Source organism: Vibrio sp. B181a (assembly GCF_030248375.1).
GTDB lineage: Bacteria > Pseudomonadota > Gammaproteobacteria > Enterobacterales > Vibrionaceae > Vibrio > Vibrio campbellii.
In genome coordinates this window covers 24,868-45,979 of the sequence record NZ_JAHGAD010000043.1, presented here as the reverse complement: position 1 = coordinate 45,979, position 21,112 = coordinate 24,868, and the positions used below count along the sequence as shown (strand labels likewise).

At 42.8% G+C, this 21,112-nt stretch carries 23 protein-coding genes; 9 read left to right on the top strand and 14 right to left on the bottom strand.

Features of this window, described 5'->3' with window-relative positions:
* Window positions 1–7: 7 nt before the first annotated feature.
* The 4 genes from lpxM to KIO97_RS18845 are packed head-to-tail and all read left to right on the top strand — an operon-like array spanning window position 8 to window position 4,312.
* Entirely contained in the window at window positions 8–997 is a 990-nt protein-coding gene (gene lpxM / locus KIO97_RS18860) for a lauroyl-Kdo(2)-lipid IV(A) myristoyltransferase (protein WP_045368150.1), read from the top strand.
* Entirely contained in the window at window positions 994–2,052 is a 1,059-nt protein-coding gene (gene waaF, locus KIO97_RS18855) for a lipopolysaccharide heptosyltransferase II (RefSeq protein WP_285383659.1), read from the top strand. Before lpxM ends, waaF begins: the two co-directional genes overlap by 4 nt.
* Window positions 2,046–3,296, top strand: a complete 1,251-nt coding sequence (gene waaA / locus KIO97_RS18850; protein WP_285383658.1) for a lipid IV(A) 3-deoxy-D-manno-octulosonic acid transferase — start codon at window positions 2,046–2,048, stop codon at window positions 3,294–3,296. Before waaF ends, waaA begins: the two co-directional genes overlap by 7 nt.
* Complete coding sequence (locus tag KIO97_RS18845) at window positions 3,293–4,312, top strand: polysialyltransferase family glycosyltransferase (RefSeq protein WP_285383657.1); 1,020 nt, start codon at window positions 3,293–3,295, stop codon at window positions 4,310–4,312. The genes waaA and KIO97_RS18845 overlap by 4 nt, the downstream gene beginning before the upstream one ends.
* 54 nt (window positions 4,313–4,366) lie before the next feature.
* On the opposite strand, the gene KIO97_RS18840 is transcribed toward KIO97_RS18845, so the two are convergent.
* From KIO97_RS18840 to KIO97_RS18830, 3 genes are read right to left on the bottom strand one after another with little or no spacing between them, the layout of a single operon-like run.
* Complete coding sequence (locus tag KIO97_RS18840) at window positions 4,367–4,846, bottom strand: DapH/DapD/GlmU-related protein (protein ID WP_050904671.1); 480 nt, start codon at window positions 4,844–4,846, stop codon at window positions 4,367–4,369.
* Window positions 4,847–4,862: 16 nt separating this feature from the next.
* On the bottom strand, window positions 4,863–5,570 hold the full coding sequence (locus tag KIO97_RS18835) for a 3-deoxy-D-manno-octulosonic acid kinase (RefSeq protein ID WP_102388615.1): 708 nt from the start codon (window positions 5,568–5,570) through the stop codon (window positions 4,863–4,865).
* Between the two features lie 8 nt (window positions 5,571–5,578).
* On the bottom strand, window positions 5,579–5,974 hold the full coding sequence (locus KIO97_RS18830; RefSeq protein WP_285383656.1) for a diacylglycerol kinase: 396 nt from the start codon (window positions 5,972–5,974) through the stop codon (window positions 5,579–5,581).
* A 177-nt stretch (window positions 5,975–6,151) separates the two neighbouring features.
* Here KIO97_RS18830 and KIO97_RS18825 point away from each other — a divergent pair, with 177 nt between their 5' ends.
* Window positions 6,152–7,267: a glycosyltransferase family 4 protein gene (locus KIO97_RS18825; RefSeq protein WP_285383655.1), complete on the top strand. Its 1,116-nt coding sequence runs from the start codon at window positions 6,152–6,154 to the stop codon at window positions 7,265–7,267.
* A gap of 121 nt (window positions 7,268–7,388) precedes the next feature.
* Here the strand turns inward: KIO97_RS18825 and neuC are convergent, their stop codons facing one another.
* The 5 genes from neuC to KIO97_RS18800 form a co-directional block, all read right to left on the bottom strand.
* A complete protein-coding gene (gene neuC / locus KIO97_RS18820; protein ID WP_050904675.1) occupies window positions 7,389–8,510 on the bottom strand; it encodes a UDP-N-acetylglucosamine 2-epimerase in 1,122 nt (373 codons plus the stop codon).
* Window positions 8,511–8,512: 2 nt separating this feature from the next.
* Entirely contained in the window at window positions 8,513–9,556 is a 1,044-nt protein-coding gene (locus KIO97_RS18815) for an N-acetylneuraminate synthase family protein (RefSeq protein WP_285383654.1), read from the bottom strand.
* A complete protein-coding gene (locus KIO97_RS18810; protein WP_050904677.1) occupies window positions 9,553–10,248 on the bottom strand; it encodes a cytidylyltransferase domain-containing protein in 696 nt (231 codons plus the stop codon). Before KIO97_RS18810 ends, KIO97_RS18815 begins: the two co-directional genes overlap by 4 nt.
* Window positions 10,249–10,387: 139 nt before the next feature.
* Window positions 10,388–11,443 carry a glycosyltransferase family 9 protein gene (locus KIO97_RS18805; RefSeq protein WP_285383653.1) on the bottom strand — a complete coding sequence of 352 codons (1,056 nt, stop codon included), beginning with the start codon at window positions 11,441–11,443 and terminating at the stop codon, window positions 10,388–10,390.
* Between the two features lie 28 nt (window positions 11,444–11,471).
* Entirely contained in the window at window positions 11,472–12,386 is a 915-nt protein-coding gene (locus tag KIO97_RS18800) for a glycosyl transferase family 90 (protein ID WP_285383652.1), read from the bottom strand.
* 122 nt (window positions 12,387–12,508) lie between these two features.
* On the opposite strand from KIO97_RS18800, the gene coaD reads away from it, so the two are divergent.
* The 3 genes from coaD to KIO97_RS18785 are packed head-to-tail and all read left to right on the top strand — an operon-like array spanning window position 12,509 to window position 14,802.
* The gene (gene coaD / locus KIO97_RS18795) at window positions 12,509–13,009 is read left to right on the top strand and encodes a pantetheine-phosphate adenylyltransferase (protein WP_045368180.1); all 501 of its coding nucleotides are present in this window, start codon (window positions 12,509–12,511) and stop codon (window positions 13,007–13,009) included.
* A 27-nt stretch (window positions 13,010–13,036) separates the two neighbouring features.
* On the top strand, window positions 13,037–14,017 hold the full coding sequence (locus tag KIO97_RS18790; protein ID WP_050904680.1) for a glycosyltransferase: 981 nt from the start codon (window positions 13,037–13,039) through the stop codon (window positions 14,015–14,017).
* A 20-nt stretch (window positions 14,018–14,037) separates the two neighbouring features.
* Window positions 14,038–14,802 carry a glycosyltransferase family 25 protein gene (locus KIO97_RS18785; protein WP_050919794.1) on the top strand — a complete coding sequence of 255 codons (765 nt, stop codon included), beginning with the start codon at window positions 14,038–14,040 and terminating at the stop codon, window positions 14,800–14,802.
* A gap of 6 nt (window positions 14,803–14,808) precedes the next feature.
* Here KIO97_RS18785 and mutM read toward each other — a convergent pair whose 3' ends face one another.
* The 6 genes from mutM to KIO97_RS18755 all read right to left on the bottom strand — a co-directional run bounded on the left by mutM (window position 14,809) and on the right by KIO97_RS18755 (window position 19,593).
* Complete coding sequence (mutM, locus tag KIO97_RS18780; RefSeq protein WP_050904682.1) at window positions 14,809–15,618, bottom strand: bifunctional DNA-formamidopyrimidine glycosylase/DNA-(apurinic or apyrimidinic site) lyase; 810 nt, start codon at window positions 15,616–15,618, stop codon at window positions 14,809–14,811.
* A gap of 135 nt (window positions 15,619–15,753) precedes the next feature.
* Complete coding sequence (locus KIO97_RS18775) at window positions 15,754–16,230, bottom strand: hypothetical protein (RefSeq protein WP_285383651.1); 477 nt, start codon at window positions 16,228–16,230, stop codon at window positions 15,754–15,756.
* Window positions 16,231–16,407: 177 nt separating this feature from the next.
* The gene (gene rpmG / locus KIO97_RS18770) at window positions 16,408–16,578 is read right to left on the bottom strand and encodes a 50S ribosomal protein L33 (RefSeq protein ID WP_004410866.1); all 171 of its coding nucleotides are present in this window, start codon (window positions 16,576–16,578) and stop codon (window positions 16,408–16,410) included.
* 13 nt (window positions 16,579–16,591) lie between these two features.
* Complete coding sequence (gene rpmB, locus KIO97_RS18765; RefSeq protein WP_005384783.1) at window positions 16,592–16,828, bottom strand: 50S ribosomal protein L28; 237 nt, start codon at window positions 16,826–16,828, stop codon at window positions 16,592–16,594.
* A 303-nt stretch (window positions 16,829–17,131) separates the two neighbouring features.
* Window positions 17,132–17,806, bottom strand: a complete 675-nt coding sequence (radC, locus tag KIO97_RS18760; RefSeq protein WP_038893810.1) for a DNA repair protein RadC — start codon at window positions 17,804–17,806, stop codon at window positions 17,132–17,134.
* Between the two features lie 113 nt (window positions 17,807–17,919).
* Entirely contained in the window at window positions 17,920–19,593 is a 1,674-nt protein-coding gene (locus tag KIO97_RS18755) for a methyl-accepting chemotaxis protein (protein WP_285383650.1), read from the bottom strand.
* 206 nt (window positions 19,594–19,799) lie between these two features.
* On the opposite strand from KIO97_RS18755, the gene coaBC reads away from it, so the two are divergent.
* Window positions 19,800–20,999, top strand: coding sequence for a bifunctional phosphopantothenoylcysteine decarboxylase/phosphopantothenate--cysteine ligase CoaBC (gene coaBC, locus KIO97_RS18750; RefSeq protein ID WP_285383649.1), 1,200 nt, complete (start codon window positions 19,800–19,802; stop codon window positions 20,997–20,999).
* Window positions 21,000–21,112 lie beyond the last annotated feature (113 nt).

Below are 21,112 nucleotides of genomic sequence, written 5' to 3'. Positions count from 1 at the left end.
AAACTTCATGACTGTTCAACGTGATGATTTCGATCCAAAAGCTTATAACCCTGAATTTGAGCGTCACTTTCTTGCGCCTAAATACTGGGGAACTTGGCTCGGCGCCCTACTATCGATGCCGTTGGCGCTTCTTCCATTAGGGGTGCAAAAATGGCTAGCCAAAGCAATTGCAAAAAAACTGGCTAAATCACGCAAAGGTCCAGCCCACAGAGCTCGGGTTAACTTTGAGCTATGTTTCCCAGACAAAACCTTTGAAGAGCGTGAAGCACTCATCGAAAAGACGCTTTACACTGCCGCTTTATTCTTTTTCCGCTTTAGCCTACTTACCTTACGTTCTCCAAAGTGGTTACAGCAACGCTGCCAAATTCGCGGCTTAGATATTTTGCAGAAGCACATCGAAAATGATGAAAAAGTCATTTTGATGGTACCGCACTCATGGGCGATCGACATTCCAGCTATTTTGTTAGCCTCTATGGGAATGCCGGTTTCTGCCATGGCTAAAAAGCAGAAAAATGAAGTCGGCGATTGGTTGATGCACAAACAACGAGTTCAGTATGGCGGTCGAGTTTATGAACGCTCTGGTGGTATAAAGCCTTTCCTAAAGTCTATTCGAGATGGCTATATTGGTTACTACTTACCAGACCAAGACCACGGTCCAGAGCACAGTGTGTTCGTGGACTTTTTCGCCACCCGAAAAGCAACCCTTCCTGGTCTTGGAAAAATTGCAAAGCTATCACGCTCCAAAGTACTCCCTATGTTTGCTTCTATGAATACAGAAGACGGGTCGTTCGATATCGAAATTTTGCCAGCCTTTGAGCTAGACAAAGGCGAAGAGCAAGACGCACGTACTTCGAATAAAGCGATTGAGTACTTTGTTTCCACTAAGCCTGAGCAATATATGTGGGTGTTACAGCTATTACACTCTCAAGAAGATGGCAATAACTATTACAATATCTTCAAGCCGAGATATGACACTGACTGGCAAGTAGAAAAATGAAAAAGATCTTAATTATCGGCCCATCTTGGGTTGGCGATATGGTGATGTCACAATCACTTTACATCGTTTTAAAGCAACAACATCCAGAAAGCCAAATTGATGTGATTGCTCCAGGCTGGTGTAAACCGATCCTCGAGCGTATGCCTGAAATCCATCAAGCAATTGAGATGCCTCTTGGCCATGGTGAGTTCAATCTTCTTGGCCGAAGAGAGATTGGTAGGTCACTGCGTGAAAAGCAATACGATCATGCTTACGTACTGCCAAACTCAGCTAAGTCTGCTTTGATACCTTGGTTTGCAAACATCCCACAGCGTACAGGCTGGAAAGGAGAAATGCGTTATGGGCTACTCAATGATCTTCGCCCTAACAAAAAGTCTTTTCAATACATGGTAGAGCGTTATGTCGCTTTAGCCTACCCTAAGGTTGAAATGTTGGATTCGTCCTCCTTGGGAGGCTTAGAAACACTTCCTAGACCTAGCTTGTCTATCGATAAAAAGACCCAGCAAGGAACGCTTAACAAATTTTCTCTCGACCAAACGCTCCCAGTCATAGGTCTGTGTCCAGGTGCCGAGTTTGGCCCTGCTAAAAAGTGGCCAGAAACACATTATGCTGAAGTTGCTACTCAAATGGCGACTAACGGCCATCAAGTATGGCTGTTTGGTTCTCAGAAGGACCTTGATACCTGTAATAACATTAAGCAGCTCGTGCCGGCTGAACTTCAACAGAGAATTCACGTTCTCGCTGGGCAAACCAGCTTGATTGAAGCAGTAGATCTGCTGGCAGCCTGCCAAACTGTCGTAGCCAATGACTCTGGTCTTATGCATGTAGCGGCCGCTGTTGGCTGTAATGTTGTTGCAGTCTACGGTTCAACCTCACCAAAATACACACCACCGCTTGCGGAAAAGGTAGAAATTGTTCACACCGATATTGACTGCCGCCCTTGCTTTAAACGTGAATGTCAATTTAAACACCTCAAGTGTTTAACTGAACTATCCCCAAAGCAGGTACTAGACAGCATTCAAAAACTTGAAGCGATAACGGTAAGCTCATGCTAACTCGCATTTTGTACACATTGTTACTTGCCCTTGCATCCCCTTTCCTACTGTTTGGTTTATATAAAAGTAAAGCAAACAAACCCAAGTTTGGTCAACGATGGAAAGAGCATTTTGGTATTACACCAAAGCTAGAAGCAACTGAGCGCCCAATTTGGATTCATGCGGTTTCAGTAGGTGAAAGCATTGCTGCAATACCTCTGATTAAAGCGCTAAAAAAGCACGATCCCGCTCAACCTATTTTGGTGACTACTACAACCAGTACTGGTGCGGAACAAATTGCTAAGTTAGGCGGGTTAGTTGAACACCGTTATATGCCCATCGATTTCGGTTTTGCAGTAAAAGGCTTTCTAAAAGCAACACGCCCAAAGCAAATGTTGATAATCGAAACTGAGCTTTGGCCGAACACTCTTCGTGCTGTCCATGACTCTGAAATACCGATTACTGTTGTTAACGCTCGCCTTTCTGAAAAGTCATGTAAGAACTACGCAAAAGTGCAGCCTCTATTTAACCTATTAACTCCTTGCTTGGATAAAGTACTTTGTCAGACGGAATCTGATGCAGAACGCTTCGAGCGCTTAGGTGTAGATAGGCACCGACTTTTTGTTACTGGCTCAATAAAGTTTGATATTCAGATATCAGAAGAAGTCAAAGAGAAAGGAAAAGCGCTACGGGCTGAGCTTGGGATAAAGCGGCCAATTTGGATAGCTGCTAGTACTCATAAAGGTGAAGATGAGCAGGTATTAGAAGCTCACAAGAAAATCTTGGAATCTCACCCAACTGCACTTCTAATCCTTGTTCCTCGCCATCCGGAGCGATTCGATAATGTATTTGAGCTGTGCCAAAAGCTCGGCTTTGATGCCGCTCGACGCACAAGCCGAACAGAAGTAACGGAATCGACCCAAGTTTACCTTGGAGACACCATGGGGGAGATGTTGGTCTTGATGGGCGCTGCGGATATCTGCTTTATGGGTGGTAGCTTAGTTGGTGATAAAGTTGGTGGACACAATGTGTTAGAGCCAGCGGCTTTGGGTGTTCCAACCATTACTGGTTCGAGCTACTTTAACTTCGAGGAGATTGCACATGAACTTATTGGCAGCTCTCAACTCACAGTTGTCAATGACGGTATAGAGCTTTCTGAACACATTCAGAAGTACTACAAATCTCCGACCAAGCCTGAAGATAAAAAAAGTAACTTTCGAAGTAAAGGCAGTTTAGAAAAAGTGATAGGACTCCTTGCATCATGACCATATCTTTTGAACAAAGCATTATATATGTTGAATCTCCATTACAGATCTTATCCGCACTTGAATACTGTAGTGAATACAATGAAAAACCTATTTTTATCGTTAACTTTGGCAACAAAAAAAGAGTCAAGAATAAAGAGCAAATGCTCAATCTTTTAGAGAAAATCCCAGCTAATAGAAAGCTAGTATACAAACACTTTAGAAACTCTCTAGTCAGCGATATATATTCATTTTTCTTTATGATAAAAATGAGAAGAATGCCGATATCACAACGATTTATTATTGGTGACTTCCGTAGCAAAGTTGCTTGTAATTTGTTTCTAGCTAATCGAGCCAAAGAGCGCGTTTATATGGACGATGGTGCAGCTACGATTGTCACCCAACTAGACTATATACAAAAAGGGATTTATGCTCCAAAACTAAGAAGTAAACGTCAGAAGTTATTCCAACGTTTTTATGACTTTGCATTCAATTTCAAATACTCTGAGCTAAAGTGCCCTAATTTGTATTCGTTTTTCGCAGGAGAAGGGTTACTGAGACTTGGCCAAAAAAACTTAAGAAAGCCCAAACCACTTATCAGCAAAGAAAAACTCAACAACACTTGCTTCTTCTTCGGCTCTAAGTACTCAGAATCCCGAATAATGCTTCTTGAAGACGAAATAGAATCTTTACGCCAAATAAGTGAATATTACCAACACAAAAACATTGATTTCTTTTACGTTCCACATAGGGACGAATCCAAAGATAAGTTATCTATCATCAGCAACTTAGGGATTAAAGTGAAAGAACTTGGCGTGCCTGCCGAAACATACTTTAGTAGCGCAAAAAGCATCCCAAGTCATATTGCAGCCTGTTGGAGCACTGTTATATACAGCATAGGAAAAGCGTATGAGCTGGAAAGTGTCATTTCTTTCGATATTCTTAGCAAGATGAAAAAAGAAGGGGCGACTCACGAGAGGGCTAAGACTGTATATCAGTTTTATCAACAAAGTGGTATAGATATAATTAAAATTTAGTAAAGCTTATGAATAGTTGAAGACTTACAACTTCAACTATTCACTGCGGAAAAGTTATATATTGCCAGCAGTTCGCTCATAGTGTTCTTTATCTCTATATGAGAAAACCTTTGCAGGATGGCCACCAGCAATAGCCATTGGTGGGATATCACTTACAACAACACTTCCTGCCTGAATGATTGCACCATCACCAATAGTCACACCACCTAGCACAATGACATTAATCCCCAGCCAGACGTTTTTCCCTATAGAAACTGGCTTTTCAATATAGGTATCATCGTATGGAAGCTTAGTTCCGTGGTAGTTATGAATCTCAGAAATAATATGGCAACCAACACCAGAGTGAAAGTTGTCCCCAATCACAACTTTACCCTTCCCTCGAATCATCATTCCATTAAAGTGACAATCAGATCCAATATGACTAGTTTTAGTGAATACAGACTTTCCATTCACAAATACATTCTCTCCGACACTTCCTGCTTTTCTTAATGCCTTTTTATAAAGCCATTTTTTGATTTTTCTCTTTAATCCCATATCGCACTACCTTGATTTACTCATAACCATAATAACCACTTAAGAGAGAAGTAAATTCTTCTTCATTCCAGTGGATATTATTTTTTAGTTTCTCTTTATTGAATGACCTTAGGAGCCTGTTCAGATTGCTTTCTTTCCATTTATGACCTGACTGCTGCTTACACTTATCAAAATCAATAATCCACACCTTACCTTCACTATCTAGCAAGATGTTATGGATATTCAGATCAGTATGATTGACACCAACATCGTGCATTTTACGGATTTCTAAACCAATTTTTTTGTAGTTATCACCGGATAAGCGTTCTATCTGTAACTTATCAACGAGATCGCTTGCCTCAGATATTTTTTCACTCAATAAGTCTGCTCGATACAACAAACCTATTTGTTCTACTTTCGCGGCAATAGGGCGTGGAACATTGACGCCAGCGCTACGTAATTTTTGGAGCAGAACGAACTCAGCGTAACTGCGAGTTCTCTCTAAGCCTAGGAACAAATATTGGTCGCGGACAATTTTTCCGAACAAGCCACCACGGTGATAATGGCGTAGTGCAGCAATTGTACTTTGGAGCTTGATAAACCACGTAGTGCCTCGTCCACTAGCACTACCAACGATGGCATTACAACTGCGCCAGTAGTTGATATCAAACAAACTCTCAATGGGCTCAGTGATCAAGCTTTCGTCGTACCACACATGCGTATTATTTTCTTGATAGTGCTTCATCACGCCCCTCAGAAAAAGAGAATATAAGACCATGTAAAGGCAGCAAACAGTAATGCTACAAAAACGGCAGCAGAACCAATATCTTTTGCTCGACCGCTTAACTCATGTCTTTCCACACCAATCCTATCCACAACCGCCTCAATCGCAGAGTTAATCAGTTCAACAATCAACACCAAAACAACAGTACCAAGCATCACTATACGTTGTATTTGCGAAACGTCTAACCAGGAGAGCATCAACACAGCGGCAATCAGCAAAGCTAATTCTTGTCGAACTGCGGCTTCATGTTTCACTGCGGCCTTCAAACCTTGAAGTGAATAGATACTGGCTTTTAAAATTCGTTGAATGCCCGTGTTTCCAGGCTTTCCTGAAACGGCTCCTGTTTTCTGCTTGTCCTTATCCACTTGAATGTCTCGTGATCACATCATAGCGTCATTTTACATTGTTCTATTTGAGGAACAATCTCGTAAGCCTCTTTTACCGTTCTTCCATGACACGACACCTCTTTGATTGGCTTCTTTCGGAAAATGAAGGCTTCAAGTAACATAACAACCAATATCAAACGAATTACTGGATTACTTATGAAGATTGCATTGGTCCATTTAAGACACGCATACTCTGGCGGAGTTGAGCTGTACCTCAATCAAATGGCGAGATACATGGCAGAGAAAGGGGAAGAGGTCACTATTATCTGCCGCTCTCATGCCGATACACCTCCGCACCCTAACGTCAAGTTTGTGAAGTTGTGCGGTTTTAGTATTGGCAAAAGCCATCGCCTTTGGAAATTTGCGAAAGCGGTAGAGAAGCACGTCAAGGAATCTGACTATGATTTGGTGTACGGCCTAGCTCACGCGTGGACACACGATGTATTGAGAATTGGAGCAGGCACAAGCCTTCATATGGCACGATCGTTAAATAAGCCGATGCGAATCAAAGATAGAGTGACGCATCTGATAGAGCAAAAAGCGATGGCCCCAGGTGCCTACTACCATGTCATTAGCAATTCATATAAGAGTGCTCAGGAAATCCAAGAGGCTCATCACGTACCTAAAGAAAAAATCACAGTAATCCATAACTTTGTCGATACGAAACGCTTTGATGCACAACGAGTCGAAAAAGAGGCTTTAGAGCTTAAGCAACAAATGGAGCTTGATCCAAACAAGCCGATTTTCTTATTTTTAGGTACTGGTTACGAGAGGAAAGGGTTAAAGCAGACTCTCACTGCATTTTCCAAACTGAACATTGATGCTCAACTAGTGGTCGTTGGCCGAGAGACTCACGAGGGCGAATATATTAAATTTTCGGAAAACCTTGGTATACAAGACAAATGTAAGTTTATGGGAGAAGACAAACGACCAGAGCTTTACTTTACGCTGGCTGATTGCTATGTCCTACCAACTCTCTATGAACCTTTTGGCTTTACGGTGATCGAATCTCTAGCATGTGGTACACCGTCAATTACCACTGAAAACTGTGGTGCAAAAGAGGTTCTCAAACCAGAAGTGTCGAGCGTCATTGGGGCTGAGGTGGACCCAGAAGAACTTGCAAAGGCGATGGAGTTCTGGGCTGATAAAAAGCGTACAACCAATGTTAGTGAACAATGCAGAGAATTGGCCTTAACAATGGATGTCGAGACGGTATTAGAAAAGAACTATCAGAAACTGCTTGAAATTTACAAAATAAAAAACAACCAGTAGCTGTTGTTGCAATGGGTTAGTTATCTGACAAGTGTTGGTTCATTAACTATGAACCAACACTTGTCGCGCTTTAAATTAAGTTACATCTGTTACCGATATGACCGGATTTAAAGCTTGGTCTTTATCTTTTATCTATAAAAACTTTTTGTTTACTCGCTTGCCAGAGGTCACTCGACGCAAGAGCTTTCATAAATAATTCATCGCTTTGCCCAGAACCAAACTCCTGTTCTGGCTCAAATACCGATGCTTTGGCACGAAAAATAGCATCTAAAATATCAGTTTTAACCTCAGGCACATTAATGATCGACTTAGCGTTCGAGCGCATATTTTGACGAGTTCCAAGGTTTATCGAAGCTTTACCATAAAATGGCACTTCTCGAACTCCAGCACTGGAGTTTCCTATCATTAAGTTCGCGTTTTTAAGAAGAGTCAAAAAGTATTCAAAGCGGATACTAGGAAATACTCTGAATCTTTTGTTGTTATTTAATCGCTCTAGTTCATTGATGATAATTTCCGAACCATGGTCATTGTTAGGATAAATAACAACAAAATTTTCACTACTTTCCAGTAGAGCATCAACGGTATTAGCAATATTATTGGCAAGCTCATCAACTTCTGTTGTAACCGGGTGATACATAAACACCGAGTAACTCTCAAAAGGGATGTCATACCTTTTTTTCGCATCTTTCAGTGATGGAAGATCTGGAGAAACCATAATATCTAAATCTGGCGAACCAATAACAAAGATACTCGCTTCACTCTCACCTAATTGAAGCAAACGTTTTTTTGCAACTTCATTGGAAACAAAATGTAGGTGGGACATTTTAGACACTGAATGACGAATCAATTCATCAATAGTGCCTGAGACCTCTCCACCTTCAATATGTGAAACAAGAATATTATTAAGCGCACCAACAATTGCACCAGCCATTGCCTCAACACGATCTCCATGCACAACAATCATGTCAGGTCGGAGCTCTTTAACGTAATCTGAAAGACCTTGAATTGTTTTTGACAGAACAACATCCATCGAATCGTGGCCATTTTGATTGATGTACTTGTAAAGTGATTTGAAGCCTGCTTTTTCAACTTCAATCGCTGTCATGCCATATTTGGCAATCATGTGCATTCCAGTGATGAAGATATGCGCTTCAAATTCAGAGTGTTGTTCCACTTTTGTGATCAAGCTTTTCAACTTACCGAAATCAGCGCGAGTACCTGTCAAAAACAATATTTTCTTCATAGCTATTTAACGAATTCTTTCTTCAATTGAACATCTGATGTAATTGCTTGTGATGCAACTTTACCAATAAGCGATTCATAATCTTCCGCTAAGAAATCTCCAGTACCTGGACGCTTAACCCAAAGGTTATCACGCGTAAAGACCTCACCCTCTTTGATTTCTGCAATGGTTACTACACTTGCATAAGCAAAATCAATGGTGACTTGTTCTTCTTTTGCAGCTTCTTTCTTTCCACCACGCATTTTTGCCATGCGCTTGGATTGGGCAATCAGTTCAGCACATTCTTTAGCATCCATTGAACATACGATATCAGGACCAGGGCGATCTTTACTATCAGTGAAGTGACGCTCAAGAACTGAAGCTCCCGCAGCAACTGCACCAAGACAAGCAAGGTTATCAATACTGTGATCAGAAAGCCCTACAACTGCGTCGGGGAATGCCTCTTGTAGCTGCTCCATCGCTCCAATTCGAATTAAATGGTCTGGTGTTGGGTATAAGTTAGTAGTGTGCAGCAAGCAGAAAGGCGTTTCATGCTTTCTAAAAATGTCGACAGCTTTTTGAATTGATGGAATGTCATTCATACCCGTACTCAGAATGATAGGCTTCCCGTAGCTTGCTATCAGGTCAAGAAGTGGATAGTTGTTACATTCACCTGAGCCAATCTTGTATGCTGGTACATTCATTCGCTCTAAGCGTTCAGCCGCAGCACGAGAAAAAGGCGTACTAATGAAAATAGCGCCTTTGGATTCAACGTATTCTTTTAGCTTAGTCTCATCTTCTTCATTTAATGAACAACGATCCATAATTTCATAAATGGAAACATCAGCATTGCCAGGGATAACATTTTTTGCCTCCCCACTCATTTCATCTTCGACTACGTGAGTTTGGTGCTTAATGACTTCCGCTCCCCCCTCAATTGCTGCATCAACCATTTCGTATGCAACTTTAAGCGAACCCTCATGGTTAATACCGATTTCTGCAATCACTAATGGGTCGAAATCTAAGCCAATTTCACGGTCAGAAATTTTAAATACAGGATTGTTCATTTTGCTAATTCCTTCATTCTTTCCTCGACTAAATACAAGTCATTTATGGTATCAATGTCCGCAGAATCAGCCTCTGACATGATATAGGGATAAACTTTATTGCGAGGGAATTGATTGTTTAATTTGAATTCGTTTTTAGAGAATGCGTAAATCGCGCCATTTGGCTGAAATGCTCTGGGTAAATCCTGTCTTCTCATGTAAGGGGCGTCATTACTCCATAGCCCTTCAATTGTGCCATCTTCTCTTGCTATGTAAGATTTTACAGGTGTGTGAGACGGTTCGAAAACACTTATAACAAAATTTGCGCTTTTAGACATGTATAGTGTTAGAGCCTCATCTAGGTGAACTGCCGTTCTTAACGGAGAAGTAGGCTGCAACAATACAATACTGTCACAATCAATCCCTTTTTTTTCAAACCATGTAATTGCATGAGAAACAACGTCAATGCTGCTCGCGGTATCGGACGCCAAAATGTCAGGCCGTTGAATAATATCGGCTTTAAAGCGTTCACTAATGGCTGCGATTTCATCATCATCAGTAGATACAAATACACGTTCAACTTGCTCGCAATTTAGTGCAGCTTCTATGGTCCAACCAATCAGAGGTTTACCATTAATTGGGAGTACATTTTTTCGAGGCAAGCCTTTAGACCCACCTCGAGCTGTTATGAGTGCGATAACTTTTTCTGTCATATCCGTTTTCACTTTCAACCTAATTTTGCTTACATGCTCTAAGCATTGTACGTATTACCATTATAATCACGATTAATCGAAGGACGCGTAGACATGATTTAAATCTGGTATTGTCCTAATTTACCGTATCATTTGAGGTTCACTCTGAGCCACTCAGGCCCCGCAATACCTTGTGAAGCTTTTCTTGCACCTGCTCAACGGTAATTGCAGTCATTAAGTTATCCCCTTTCGCACGCGTGCCCCACGCAAGTGATTCTACAGACTGGCTTTTTTGTTCTTCAACGTGTTGTTGATAGACACTTACGACGTTCTCTAAATCGTTATAAGGCCCAGTTCGTCTCGGATCACTATGCGCATATAAACCAATCACAGGTGTCATTTGAGTCGTTGCCAAGTGAGCAGGACCAGAATCAGGGCTAATGACAACCGTGGCTTCACACAATACAGCTGTCAGTTGCTTTAAGCTTGTGTCACCGACAATATTAGTGACAGGCTGCTTGCACAGTGACTCAATTTTATGTGCTAATTGCTTTTCTCTTTCCGCTGGCGAGCCACATAGGATCACATGTACTCCCAAAGACGATGCGTAATCGGCGATGGCTGCATATCGCTCCACTAACCAGTTACGAGAATCCTTGCTTGCTGCAGCAGAAATCACAACACACTTTCTACCTTGGGTAATGCCTTTCGCGTAATCGACTGATTCACTGGGTAACGGGATATTCCACGTTGGGTGGCTGAATGGAACACCAATGTACTTAGCAAATTCAGCCATGTTATCTAACACGTGCATTGCCGTTGTATTGGGTAAGTGACGATTAGTGAACCACCACTGCCCTTCTCTAGTCCTATTCTTGCTAAAACCCACTTTGTATTTTGCTTGAATGCCCAAAGACAAAACACTCGACCTCAAGGCTGTCTGCATGTGCAGCAAAACATCAAACTTAGTGCCTTTTAGTTGCTTCCACACGGCCTTCATTCCTTTAAGGCCTTGTGACTTATCAAAAACAATCACGTTAATGTTGGGCAGATCACCAATCAGTTGTGCCTCTATTTTGCCGGTAATCCAGGTTATCTTGGTTTGCGGCCAATGCTTTTGAATAGCTTGAACTACTGAGATCGCATGGCAAACATCGCCAATAGCCGACAAACGCAATACACACAAGTGAGACGGAGGTGAAGTAAATAAACTCATGATAATTTAGGCTTTTGGTTTAAGAGCATTACTGACAAAGCTTGAAGTATTTCTCGAGCGTCTTGATACAAATTAAGCTTTCCAATTGTTCATCCTGAAATTGGGCCACATGTCGATGCGCATTTTCAATCATAGCCTCAGCTTTATCAGGGTTTTCAAGGTAATAATTAATTTTCTCGTCAAAGTCAGACCAATCATCTTTCACTTCAACATAATGAACTCCTGGTTGTAGCGTACCTTCCATAAACCACGTTTCAAAACGCATCTTAGGCGTCACTACGACAGAATTCGAAGACATTGCCCACTTCAAATTGGTTGCAACATCGTTACCTTCAAGACAAATGATAAACTTGTACTTCAATTGATCTTGAATGGACATAAATTCTTTTTGCCATTCAGGGTGCTCTTGAGAAGAGTTGGATTGACCAGCATCCATCATAGGGTTCTCAAACATTGCTTCCATAAATCGAATACGATGGACCCGTTTCACAAAACCACGGAAAACCGCCATATCTTTCTTATCGTGAAAGCCTAATGCGTCGTTTACAAACTGGAAGTGTCTACGCTTGTTGAGTTTGAACAGAACTGAATTGTCGTTGTTACCCTCAATCGGCCTAGCCTTATAAAGCGTTGGGCAATCTTCTACGGCGACTTCATCCCCAAAGTAATAACAAAACGGATTAGTATCAGGGAAATAACGGAGGAACTCTTTAAGATCATACGTATATGCACTTTGACCTTTATGTGAGAAACAACTCAAACTGGTCGATTTACTGGAATCCAGCTCGCTCGGAGTATTTATTTTACAATAGTAATCCACTCGCTCTTGGACTAACTCCATTTGACCTTGAAACTTCTTTTCTAGTTTTTTTTTGTTGTAAGCAAAATACGCTTGTGGAGCAATGGTCAACAGCAGGTTTTTTATATAGTAAAAAAGTTTCATTAAAACGTTATGCCCTTATCACACCTATGTTTGTAGATGTTATCTATTCTCGAGTCGATGATGTATCATACTACTACTTTTAAGCGTTTTTTGACACTTTTGACAAACACAACGAGCTGCATATGAAACAACAAGGTCATAGTGCCACACACGTCATTTATCCGGGAACTTTCGACCCTATTACAAACGGCCATCTGAACCTCATTGAGCGCGCAGCCAAAATGTTCGACTCTATCACTATTGGTGTTGCCGCTAGTCCTTCTAAAAAAACGATGTTCACGCTGGAAGAGCGTGTACAGCTAGTAGAACGCTCTATTAGCCACCTTTCAAATGTCAATGTAGAAGGCTTTACTGGTCTACTAGTCGATTTTGCAAAAGCGCAAAACGCAAACATTCTCATTCGAGGCTTAAGAACCACCGTCGATTTCGAATATGAGTTCGGCTTAACCAGTATGTATCGAAAGCTATTGCCGGGCCTAGAAAGTGTTTTCCTTACCCCAGATGACGAGTACGCATTCTTATCCTCTACGATTGTGAGAGAGGTGGCTTTACATGGTGGTGAAATTAGCCGATTTGTCCCTGCTCCCGTTGAACTCGCACTTGCTCAAAAAGCCAAGAAATAATTACTCGAACAAAAGAAAAGAATTTCTATGAACGTATTAATTGTATGTAAAGGCACGCTACCCCCTGTAACTTATGGTGGTACAGAACGCGTTGTTTGGAGCTTAATGAAAGCGCTTCATCAACTGGGTCATAGCGTTTACATTCTTAACCCTGAACCTATGACATGCGATTGGGCGACATGTATTACCCAGCAACCAAACCTATCTATTGATGAACAAATTCCCGACGATGTTGATGTCGTTCACTTCCATGTCGGTGGCAGTTGCACTAAAAAGCCTTATGTCATCACTCGTCACGGTAACAACACCGTGGCCCAAAAAAACGATCCTAATTCAATTTTCGTTTCTCAAAAACACGCTCTGAACCATGGTTGTGAAGCCTTTGTATACAATGGCCTAGATTGGAGTGATTATCATCAGCCCAATTTAGAACTGAATAAAAGAGATAACCGCTATCACTTCCTTGGCAAAGCTGCTTGGCGTTTAAAAAACGTGCAAGGCGCAATAGATATTACGAAAAAAGCCAATGTCGCTTTGGATGTTTTAGGTGGACATCGATTGAATTTTAAAATGGGATTTCGCCTCACTTTAGATCGCCATGTTAAATTTCACGGCATGGTTAACAACACAGAGAAGTGTGCAGTACTCGAGCGCTCTAAAGGCTTGATCTTTCCTGTTACTTGGGAAGAACCATTTGGCTTAGCCATTACAGAAAGCCTGTTTATGGGTACACCCGTGTTTGCCACACCATATGGTTCACTGCCAGAGTTAATTAACGCGCCAGAGTTTGGCTCATTATCAAATATTGAAGATGAACTAGCGGACGCTATTAAACATGGAAGCTACAATCCAAAACTGTGTCACGAATACGCTCGAGACACGTTTGATCATATTTCAATGGCCAAGGCTTACATAGAGAAGTACGAAAAAGTACTCAATGGAGAAGCTCTGAATCAGTTTCTTTCTGAGCCAGTAAAACAAATAAAAAAATTACCTTACTTTAGATAGAACACCAATTTTGAGTCACCATGAAAGCATTTTGTATCACTTTAAAAGGCTGTGAAGACAGGCAAGAGACAACATTAAACACCCTAAAGAGAATCGGTTTAGATTGTGAGGTTTTCTACGGCGTCGATGCACGTAAAGACACTCATCCTTTATTGGGTCACTTAGATAGCCGACAGTTTGAATTCAACATGGGACGCCCATGTATCATCGGTGAGGCGGGATGTTATGCGAGCCATTACCTACTCTGGAAAAAATGCGTTGAGCTAAACGAACCTATCATCATTTTTGAAGATGATCTCAGCATTGAAGACGAATTATTCCTAAACACATTGAAGGCCGTTGCCGAAAATATCGAAAGCTGTGGGTATATTCGTACGGAAAACACCAGTAGTCGCGGCATGTTCTACGATGTGAAACAATATGGTTCTCAAAGACTGGTTAAGTATCTAAAAGTACCACAGTGTACAACCTCTTATGCTATCAGCCCTTCGGCGGCACGAGCATTTATTGATGCAAGTAAAACGTTCCAATTCCCTGTAGACGTCTTCCTGCGTAATACCTGGTTGCACAAGCAAGCAATGTTTGGAGTCAGGCAGGCTGGCTTACGTGGAGGCAATAAGCCATCAGTTATTGGTAATAGAAAACGCCAAGGCGATAAAGATTACCTAGTTGCTACAATGAAGCTGCTTAATAAAGCAAAAAGTATGACGCTAAATTTAGTGATGAATGGTTACCACCTCATCAAAATGGGCCGAGAATACGGCCCAAAGAAGTTTAATAACTAATGCAGTTTACTTCTGGCATTCCCCACAGAAGAAGGTATTGCGTTGGCCTACCTTTTGTTCTTGGAGAGCTTCGCCGCATTCTGGGCATGGCTCTCCGGCTTTTCCGTAAACTAATAACTCTTGGGCGAAGTAGCCTGGTTTGCCATCTGCTTGGGCGAAGTCTTTAAGTGTGGTTCCGCCTTGCTGGATAGCAATCTCTAGCGTGGCTTTGATGTTCTCCACCAGCAATCGCCACTCCTTCTTGGTTAACTTACCTGCGGGGCGAGTGGGATGAATGCGTGATTTAAACAAAGATTCGTTGGCGTAGATGTTTCCGACTCCAACGACGATTTTGTTGTCCATGATGAACTGCTTAACCGCAACACGCTTACCTTTGGCTTTCTCTGCTACGTAGTCCGCGTTGAACTCTTCGGTTAAAGGCTCTGGTCCCATATGACCTAGAACGGCATGTGGCTCATTGGGCGCGCTCCACAGCCATGCGCCAAAACGACGTGGATCGTTGTAGCGCAACACTTTGCCATTGCTCAATTTGAGATCCACATGATCGTGCTTTGCTGGGGGAAAATCAGCATCTAACACACGCAGTGAACCCGACATACCTAAGTGAACAATCGCAGTTCCTTCGTCCGTTTCTATCAACAGATACTTAGCGCGGCGACTGATATTACGAATCACCTGCCCTTCTAGCTTTTTAAGCTCTTGCGGGATATCCCAACGCAACTTCGGAGTTCTGAATACAAATGCATTGATCGTTTGGCCAATCATATGTGGACTGATGCCCATTCGGCTTACTTCAACTTCAGGTAATTCAGGCATTTGATTCTCCTTACAACGCTAAGAACTTTGATACTGGGTGGCTAGCATAATCGAAAAAAGCTAAGACAAATACTGGTGACGCAAAGGGTTATTGCCCATAACGTCACTTGGTATCAAACTTAGTTAGCTATTAAATTACTTGGGCATGATGTAGTTGCCATCGACAGAAATCGCAATCCATTTATCTTGCCAGTTTTTAAACAGCCAGAAATCGTCAAGGCGGTAAAAGGTCACTCGCTGTGGCTCCTCCAAACCTTGATACCAAATTTCGATGCTTTCCGGTGATGATAAGCGCGGCTTTAACTGTTCATATTGCTCTAGTGTCAGCTCAGTACCTTCCAATGACTGCCAACGAGTCACAAGCTCTTGTACGGGAATATTGGCTTTAATGTTCGATTGCCATTGGCCATTCTGCTTATCTAATTCCCAACCTGCATAGTAAATAGCACTGACGTCATGATCGGAGCGCAGCAAGTTTGGATAAGGATCCGTTGGTTCTTCAATAAGGTAAGATTTGATCCATGTTGGTGCATTGAGGATCAGCATAAATACGATGATGCCTAGGATAAGAATGTTATTCCAACGACGGCGGCGAGCCGGACTTACACGCATAGTGGTTCCTAATCTCAAGTAGTTAGAGACAAACTATCAAAGCTCATCAATCTTGACTAGAACATCTGTATGCAAACGTGGTGAGGATGGAAATGAAGGGGATATGGAGGAATTTTAGGTAATAAAAAACCCAACTCGAAAGTTGGGTTTTTCAAATCGTCAAAGAGACAAAACCAATTATTTGATTTTAGCTTCTTTGTACATAACGTGCTGGCGTACAACTGGATCAAATTTCTTGATCTCAAATTTGCCTGGCATGTTACGCTTGTTCTTATCAGTTGTGTAGAAGTGGCCTGTACCTGCTGAAGATACTAGACGGATTTTCTCACGAACGCCTTTCTTTGCCATTGCCTATTTCCTCTTAAACGTTTTCGCCACGTGCACGCATATCAGCAAGAACAGTATCAATACCCTTCTTGTCGATGATACGCATACCTTTTGCAGATAGGCGTAGTTTAACAAAACGTTTTTCGCTCTCTACCCAGAAACGATGAGTTTGTAGGTTCGGCAGAAAACGACGCTTAGTAGCATTTCGTGCGTGTGAACGGTTGTTACCCGTTACTGGACGCTTACCAGTTACTTGGCATACTCGTGACATGAATGTCTTCTCCAAAATCGTTTCAGCTCGATATCAACCTTGGTGGCCGAACCTCTCTATTTCTTGGAAAGAAGTTAGAGGTTAAGAACCGCTATGGAAAATCCATACAAGGCTATCAAAGGTCGCGCATTATACTAACTTGATATGCATTGCTCAAGACCCGAACAGATCCTTTTTACAGGTTTTCGTGATCTTTTTTTAGACAGCAGGTTTTTTCTAGCAGTCCAAGCTGAATTCAGTTAAAAATTTAGTGGCGAGGATGATAGCAGATTTTTAGCAACTAACAACCTAAAAAACGCACAGTTATATCCAACCTCTTTCGGCAAAAGAGACGCTTTCCCCATCTCCGATAACGAAATGGTCCAAAATTCGAATATCCACCAGCGCTAAAGCGTCGATTAAACGCCTGGTAATCCTTCTATCTGCTTGGCTAGGTTCCGCCACACCTGACGGGTGGTTGTGGGCCAAAATCAATGCAGCAGCGTTGTGGTGCAAGGCGCGTTTGACGACTTCTCTCGGATAAACCGATGCAGCATCGAGTGTTCCTTCAAATAAAATCTCATCTTTTATTACCCGATGTTGGTTATCTAAGAAAAGAATGTAAAAAGCCTCTCTTTGTCGGTCTCTTAATATAGAAGAAAGATAAAGTTTGGTTTGTTCTGGGCTGGTTAACGCATCACCACGCTTTAATGTCTCGGCTAAATAGCGTTGCGTCATTTCCAAAACGGCTTGTAACTGCACGTATTTCGCTTGCCCTAACCCTTTATGTTGGCAAAACTCTTTCTCTGAAGCAGAAAACAACTGGCGAAGCGATCCAAAGTCTTGGAGCAGAAAGTCCGCTAGTTCGATGACGTTCATACCTTGTGTACCGGTGCGCAGAAAAATAGCCAGTAATTCGGCATCCGACAACGCTTGTGGTCCGCGTTTAAGTAATTTCTCTCTGGGCATGGACTCGTTGGGCAAGGTTTTCAGTGTCATTAGGCGGTTCTCTCTATAAGTGAGCGCCTATTGCACAAAATAAAAAGCGAAAGTCGAACCTGACTTTCGCTTTTTTCGTTGACCACTGCTTTTCTATGTAATCGAGCGATCCATCAAAGCTTGAAGTTTCCAACCAGATCGTGAATTTCAGATCCTGATTGCGACAACTGAGTGCTGATGCCTTCCGCGTGCTGAAGCGTGTCATTAATACGATTCACGATTTGTTGAATCGCCACTAGATTCTGGTTGATGTCCTCAGCAACCGCACTTTGCTCTTCTGCTGCAGAAGCGGTTTGGATACCCATATCTCGAATTGTACCAATAGAAAGATGCACGCCAGACAGCGATTGCTGAATCATAGAGGACTCTTCAACGGTCTTAGCTCCACGCTCTTGGCTCGCCGCCATGGTAGTGACCGCTCTTGATACGCCTGTTTGTAGCTGCTTGAGCATATCGCCAATCTCATGAGTACTGTTCTGCGTTCGACTGGCTAGCGAACGAACCTCATCAGCCACCACGGCAAAACCACGACCTTGTTCGCCGGCACGCGCAGCTTCTATCGCTGCATTCAATGCGAGTAAGTTGGTCTGCTCGGCAATTTCTCCAATCACATCGAGCACCTTGGTAATTTGCTCGGTTTGTTGGCTCAATTCGGCAATCGCCTCAGAGGTACTGTTCACTTCATCGACTAACTTACTAATACCATCAATTGCTTGATCGACTTCGCGCTGTGCTTCGGTAACTTGCCCGTTCGCATCATCAATCGCCTGCGCCGTGGCATTGGTATTACTCGCGACTTCTTTTGCCGTCATGCTCATTTGCGTTACGGCCGTCACCACCTTATCGGTTTCCAGACAATGGTTTTGCATTTGAGCACTGGCTTGAGAAGTTTGCTGATCCAATTGCCCAGAGACGCTTTGGACTGTATCGGCAGAACGCTGGATGTCCTGCATAAGCGGATGTAGCTTATCCATGAACTCATTAAATGCCGAGGCCACCTCACCGACTTCATCTTTACTTTCGATTTTCAGACGAGCCGTCAAGTCACCGCCACCCGCAGCCACATCTTGTAAGGACGCCGCAATGTGTTGCAGTGGTTGAATACCTTTCGACACGATAATACTGGTAAGCACGCTAGTGATAATAAGGCCAATGACCGAGATGGTTACCGCAGAGAGCGTATGTTCATTCAACTCTTGTGTGCGCAGTTTACGCTGCATCGCCACTTGCTGATCAATATCATCAATATAGATGCCCGTACCAAGCACCCAGTCCCATTTAGACAAGTACTCGGCATAACCTAATTTTGGTGCTTGCGCATCAATGGTTGGTTTATGCCAAGAGAAATAAAGGAAGCCATCGCCGTTCTTAGATGCATCAATCAGCCCGCCAATCACTGCTATGCCATTTTCATCTTTCAAACCGATAAGGTTTTTACCTTCTAGAGACGGCTTAATCGCGTGCAGCGTGTTGACCCCTTTCGAATCATAAGCGAAGAAATAACCGTCGCTTTCAAAACGCATCGCTTTGAGAATTTCTTTTGCCGCTTGTTTGTTATTGCCGTTTACGTCCGTATCGTAAAGTGGCTTTATCGCTGTCACCCCCATCATCATGTAGGCTTGTAGCTCTTTCTTGCGTGTATCAATTAACTCTTGTCTATCCTGAGCCAATTCAGCTTCTAAGCTATTACTGCTGTTGATGTAATAGACCACCGAGATCAATGTGGTGATCAACAACAAAGGGAGCAGAGTCACCAGCAGCAATTTACTTCGACTTTTCAGCACCATCTTATTCCACTACCTCATTATTGTTATTTTTCCCTTCTATCTTGCAGAGCGGGCAAAGATTGTCTGTGAAGTAAGCAAAAGTTTTATATAAGGCTCAGCAATTAATATTCTGTAGTTTGATATGGATTAGCTTCTCATCAGATTTGCTTGGGCGATGAGAGATTCAGTTGTGCTAAACTCGTCGCCAGAAAAATTGGAGATCTCACATGCAAACACTAGCAGGAAAGAAAATTCTACTCGGCATCAGTGGCGGTATTGCCGCATATAAATGTGCGGAGCTAACCCGTCGCCTAATAGAAAGAGGCGCGCAAGTTCAAGTAGTGATGACCAAAGCGGCGAAGGAGTTCATTACTCCCTTAACCATGCAGGCAGTCTCTGGGCGTCCGGTGTCGGACAGCTTGTTAGACCCAGCAGCAGAAGCGTCAATGGGTCACATTGAACTGGCAAAATGGGCAGATTTGGTTCTTCTTGCACCTGCGACCGCAGATTTGATTGCGCGTATGTCGGCAGGCATGGGTAATGATTTGCTCACCACGCTCGTGCTTGCGACAGATTCACCAGTAGCGGTATCTCCAGCAATGAATCAACAGATGTACCGCAATGTCGCAACTCAAGAAAACATCGCAACACTGGCACGCCGTGGTATGCACATTTGGGGCCCTGCGGCCGGTGAGCAAGCATGTGGCGATGTGGGTCCTGGTCGAATGTTAGAGCCAATGCAATTAGTGCATCTGTGTGAGCAGTTCTTCCAACCGAAACTGCTGGCAGGAAAATCAGTACTGATCACCGCAGGTCCAACTCGCGAAGCGATTGACCCAGTGCGTTACATTTCTAACCACAGCTCAGGAAAGATGGGCTTTGCACTAGCAAATGCAGCAGCACAACTAGGTGCGAAGGTCACGCTAGTCAGTGGGCCTGTCAGCTTGAATACGCCAGCGGGTGTTGAGCGTATCAATGTTGCAAGTGCACAAGAGATGCATGATGCAGTAATGGCTCACGCGCCTAGCCACGATGCTTTCATTAGCTGCGCCGCCGTAGCCGATTACCGTCCAGAAAACGTGGCGTCTCAAAAGTTGAAAAAGACCGAAAACAACGATCAGATGACCATCAACATGGTCAAGAATCCTGATATCGTAGCGACCGTCGCCAATATGACTGAGCAACGTCCATTCACAGTTGGTTTTGCAGCAGAGACCAATGACGTAGAAACCTACGCTCGCGGTAAACTGCTAAAGAAAAACCTTGATATGATTTGTGCAAACGATGTTTCTGTTGAAGGCCAAGGTTTTAACAGTAACGACAACGCCATCACTTTATTCTGGCCAGAAGGCGAGCAGGCGTTGGCACTAGAACCCAAAGAAGCGCTAAGTTTCAGAATTTTGGAAAAAATGCACGAATTGATGTAATTGCCATTCGCTTTTCATAGAAAACTGGCACAAATTTGGTACAAACATGACAAGTGAGGGTGTTAAAGCTCCCATTACCTCCTCACTGGTCTAGTTTGATGCCAAAGAGCGTC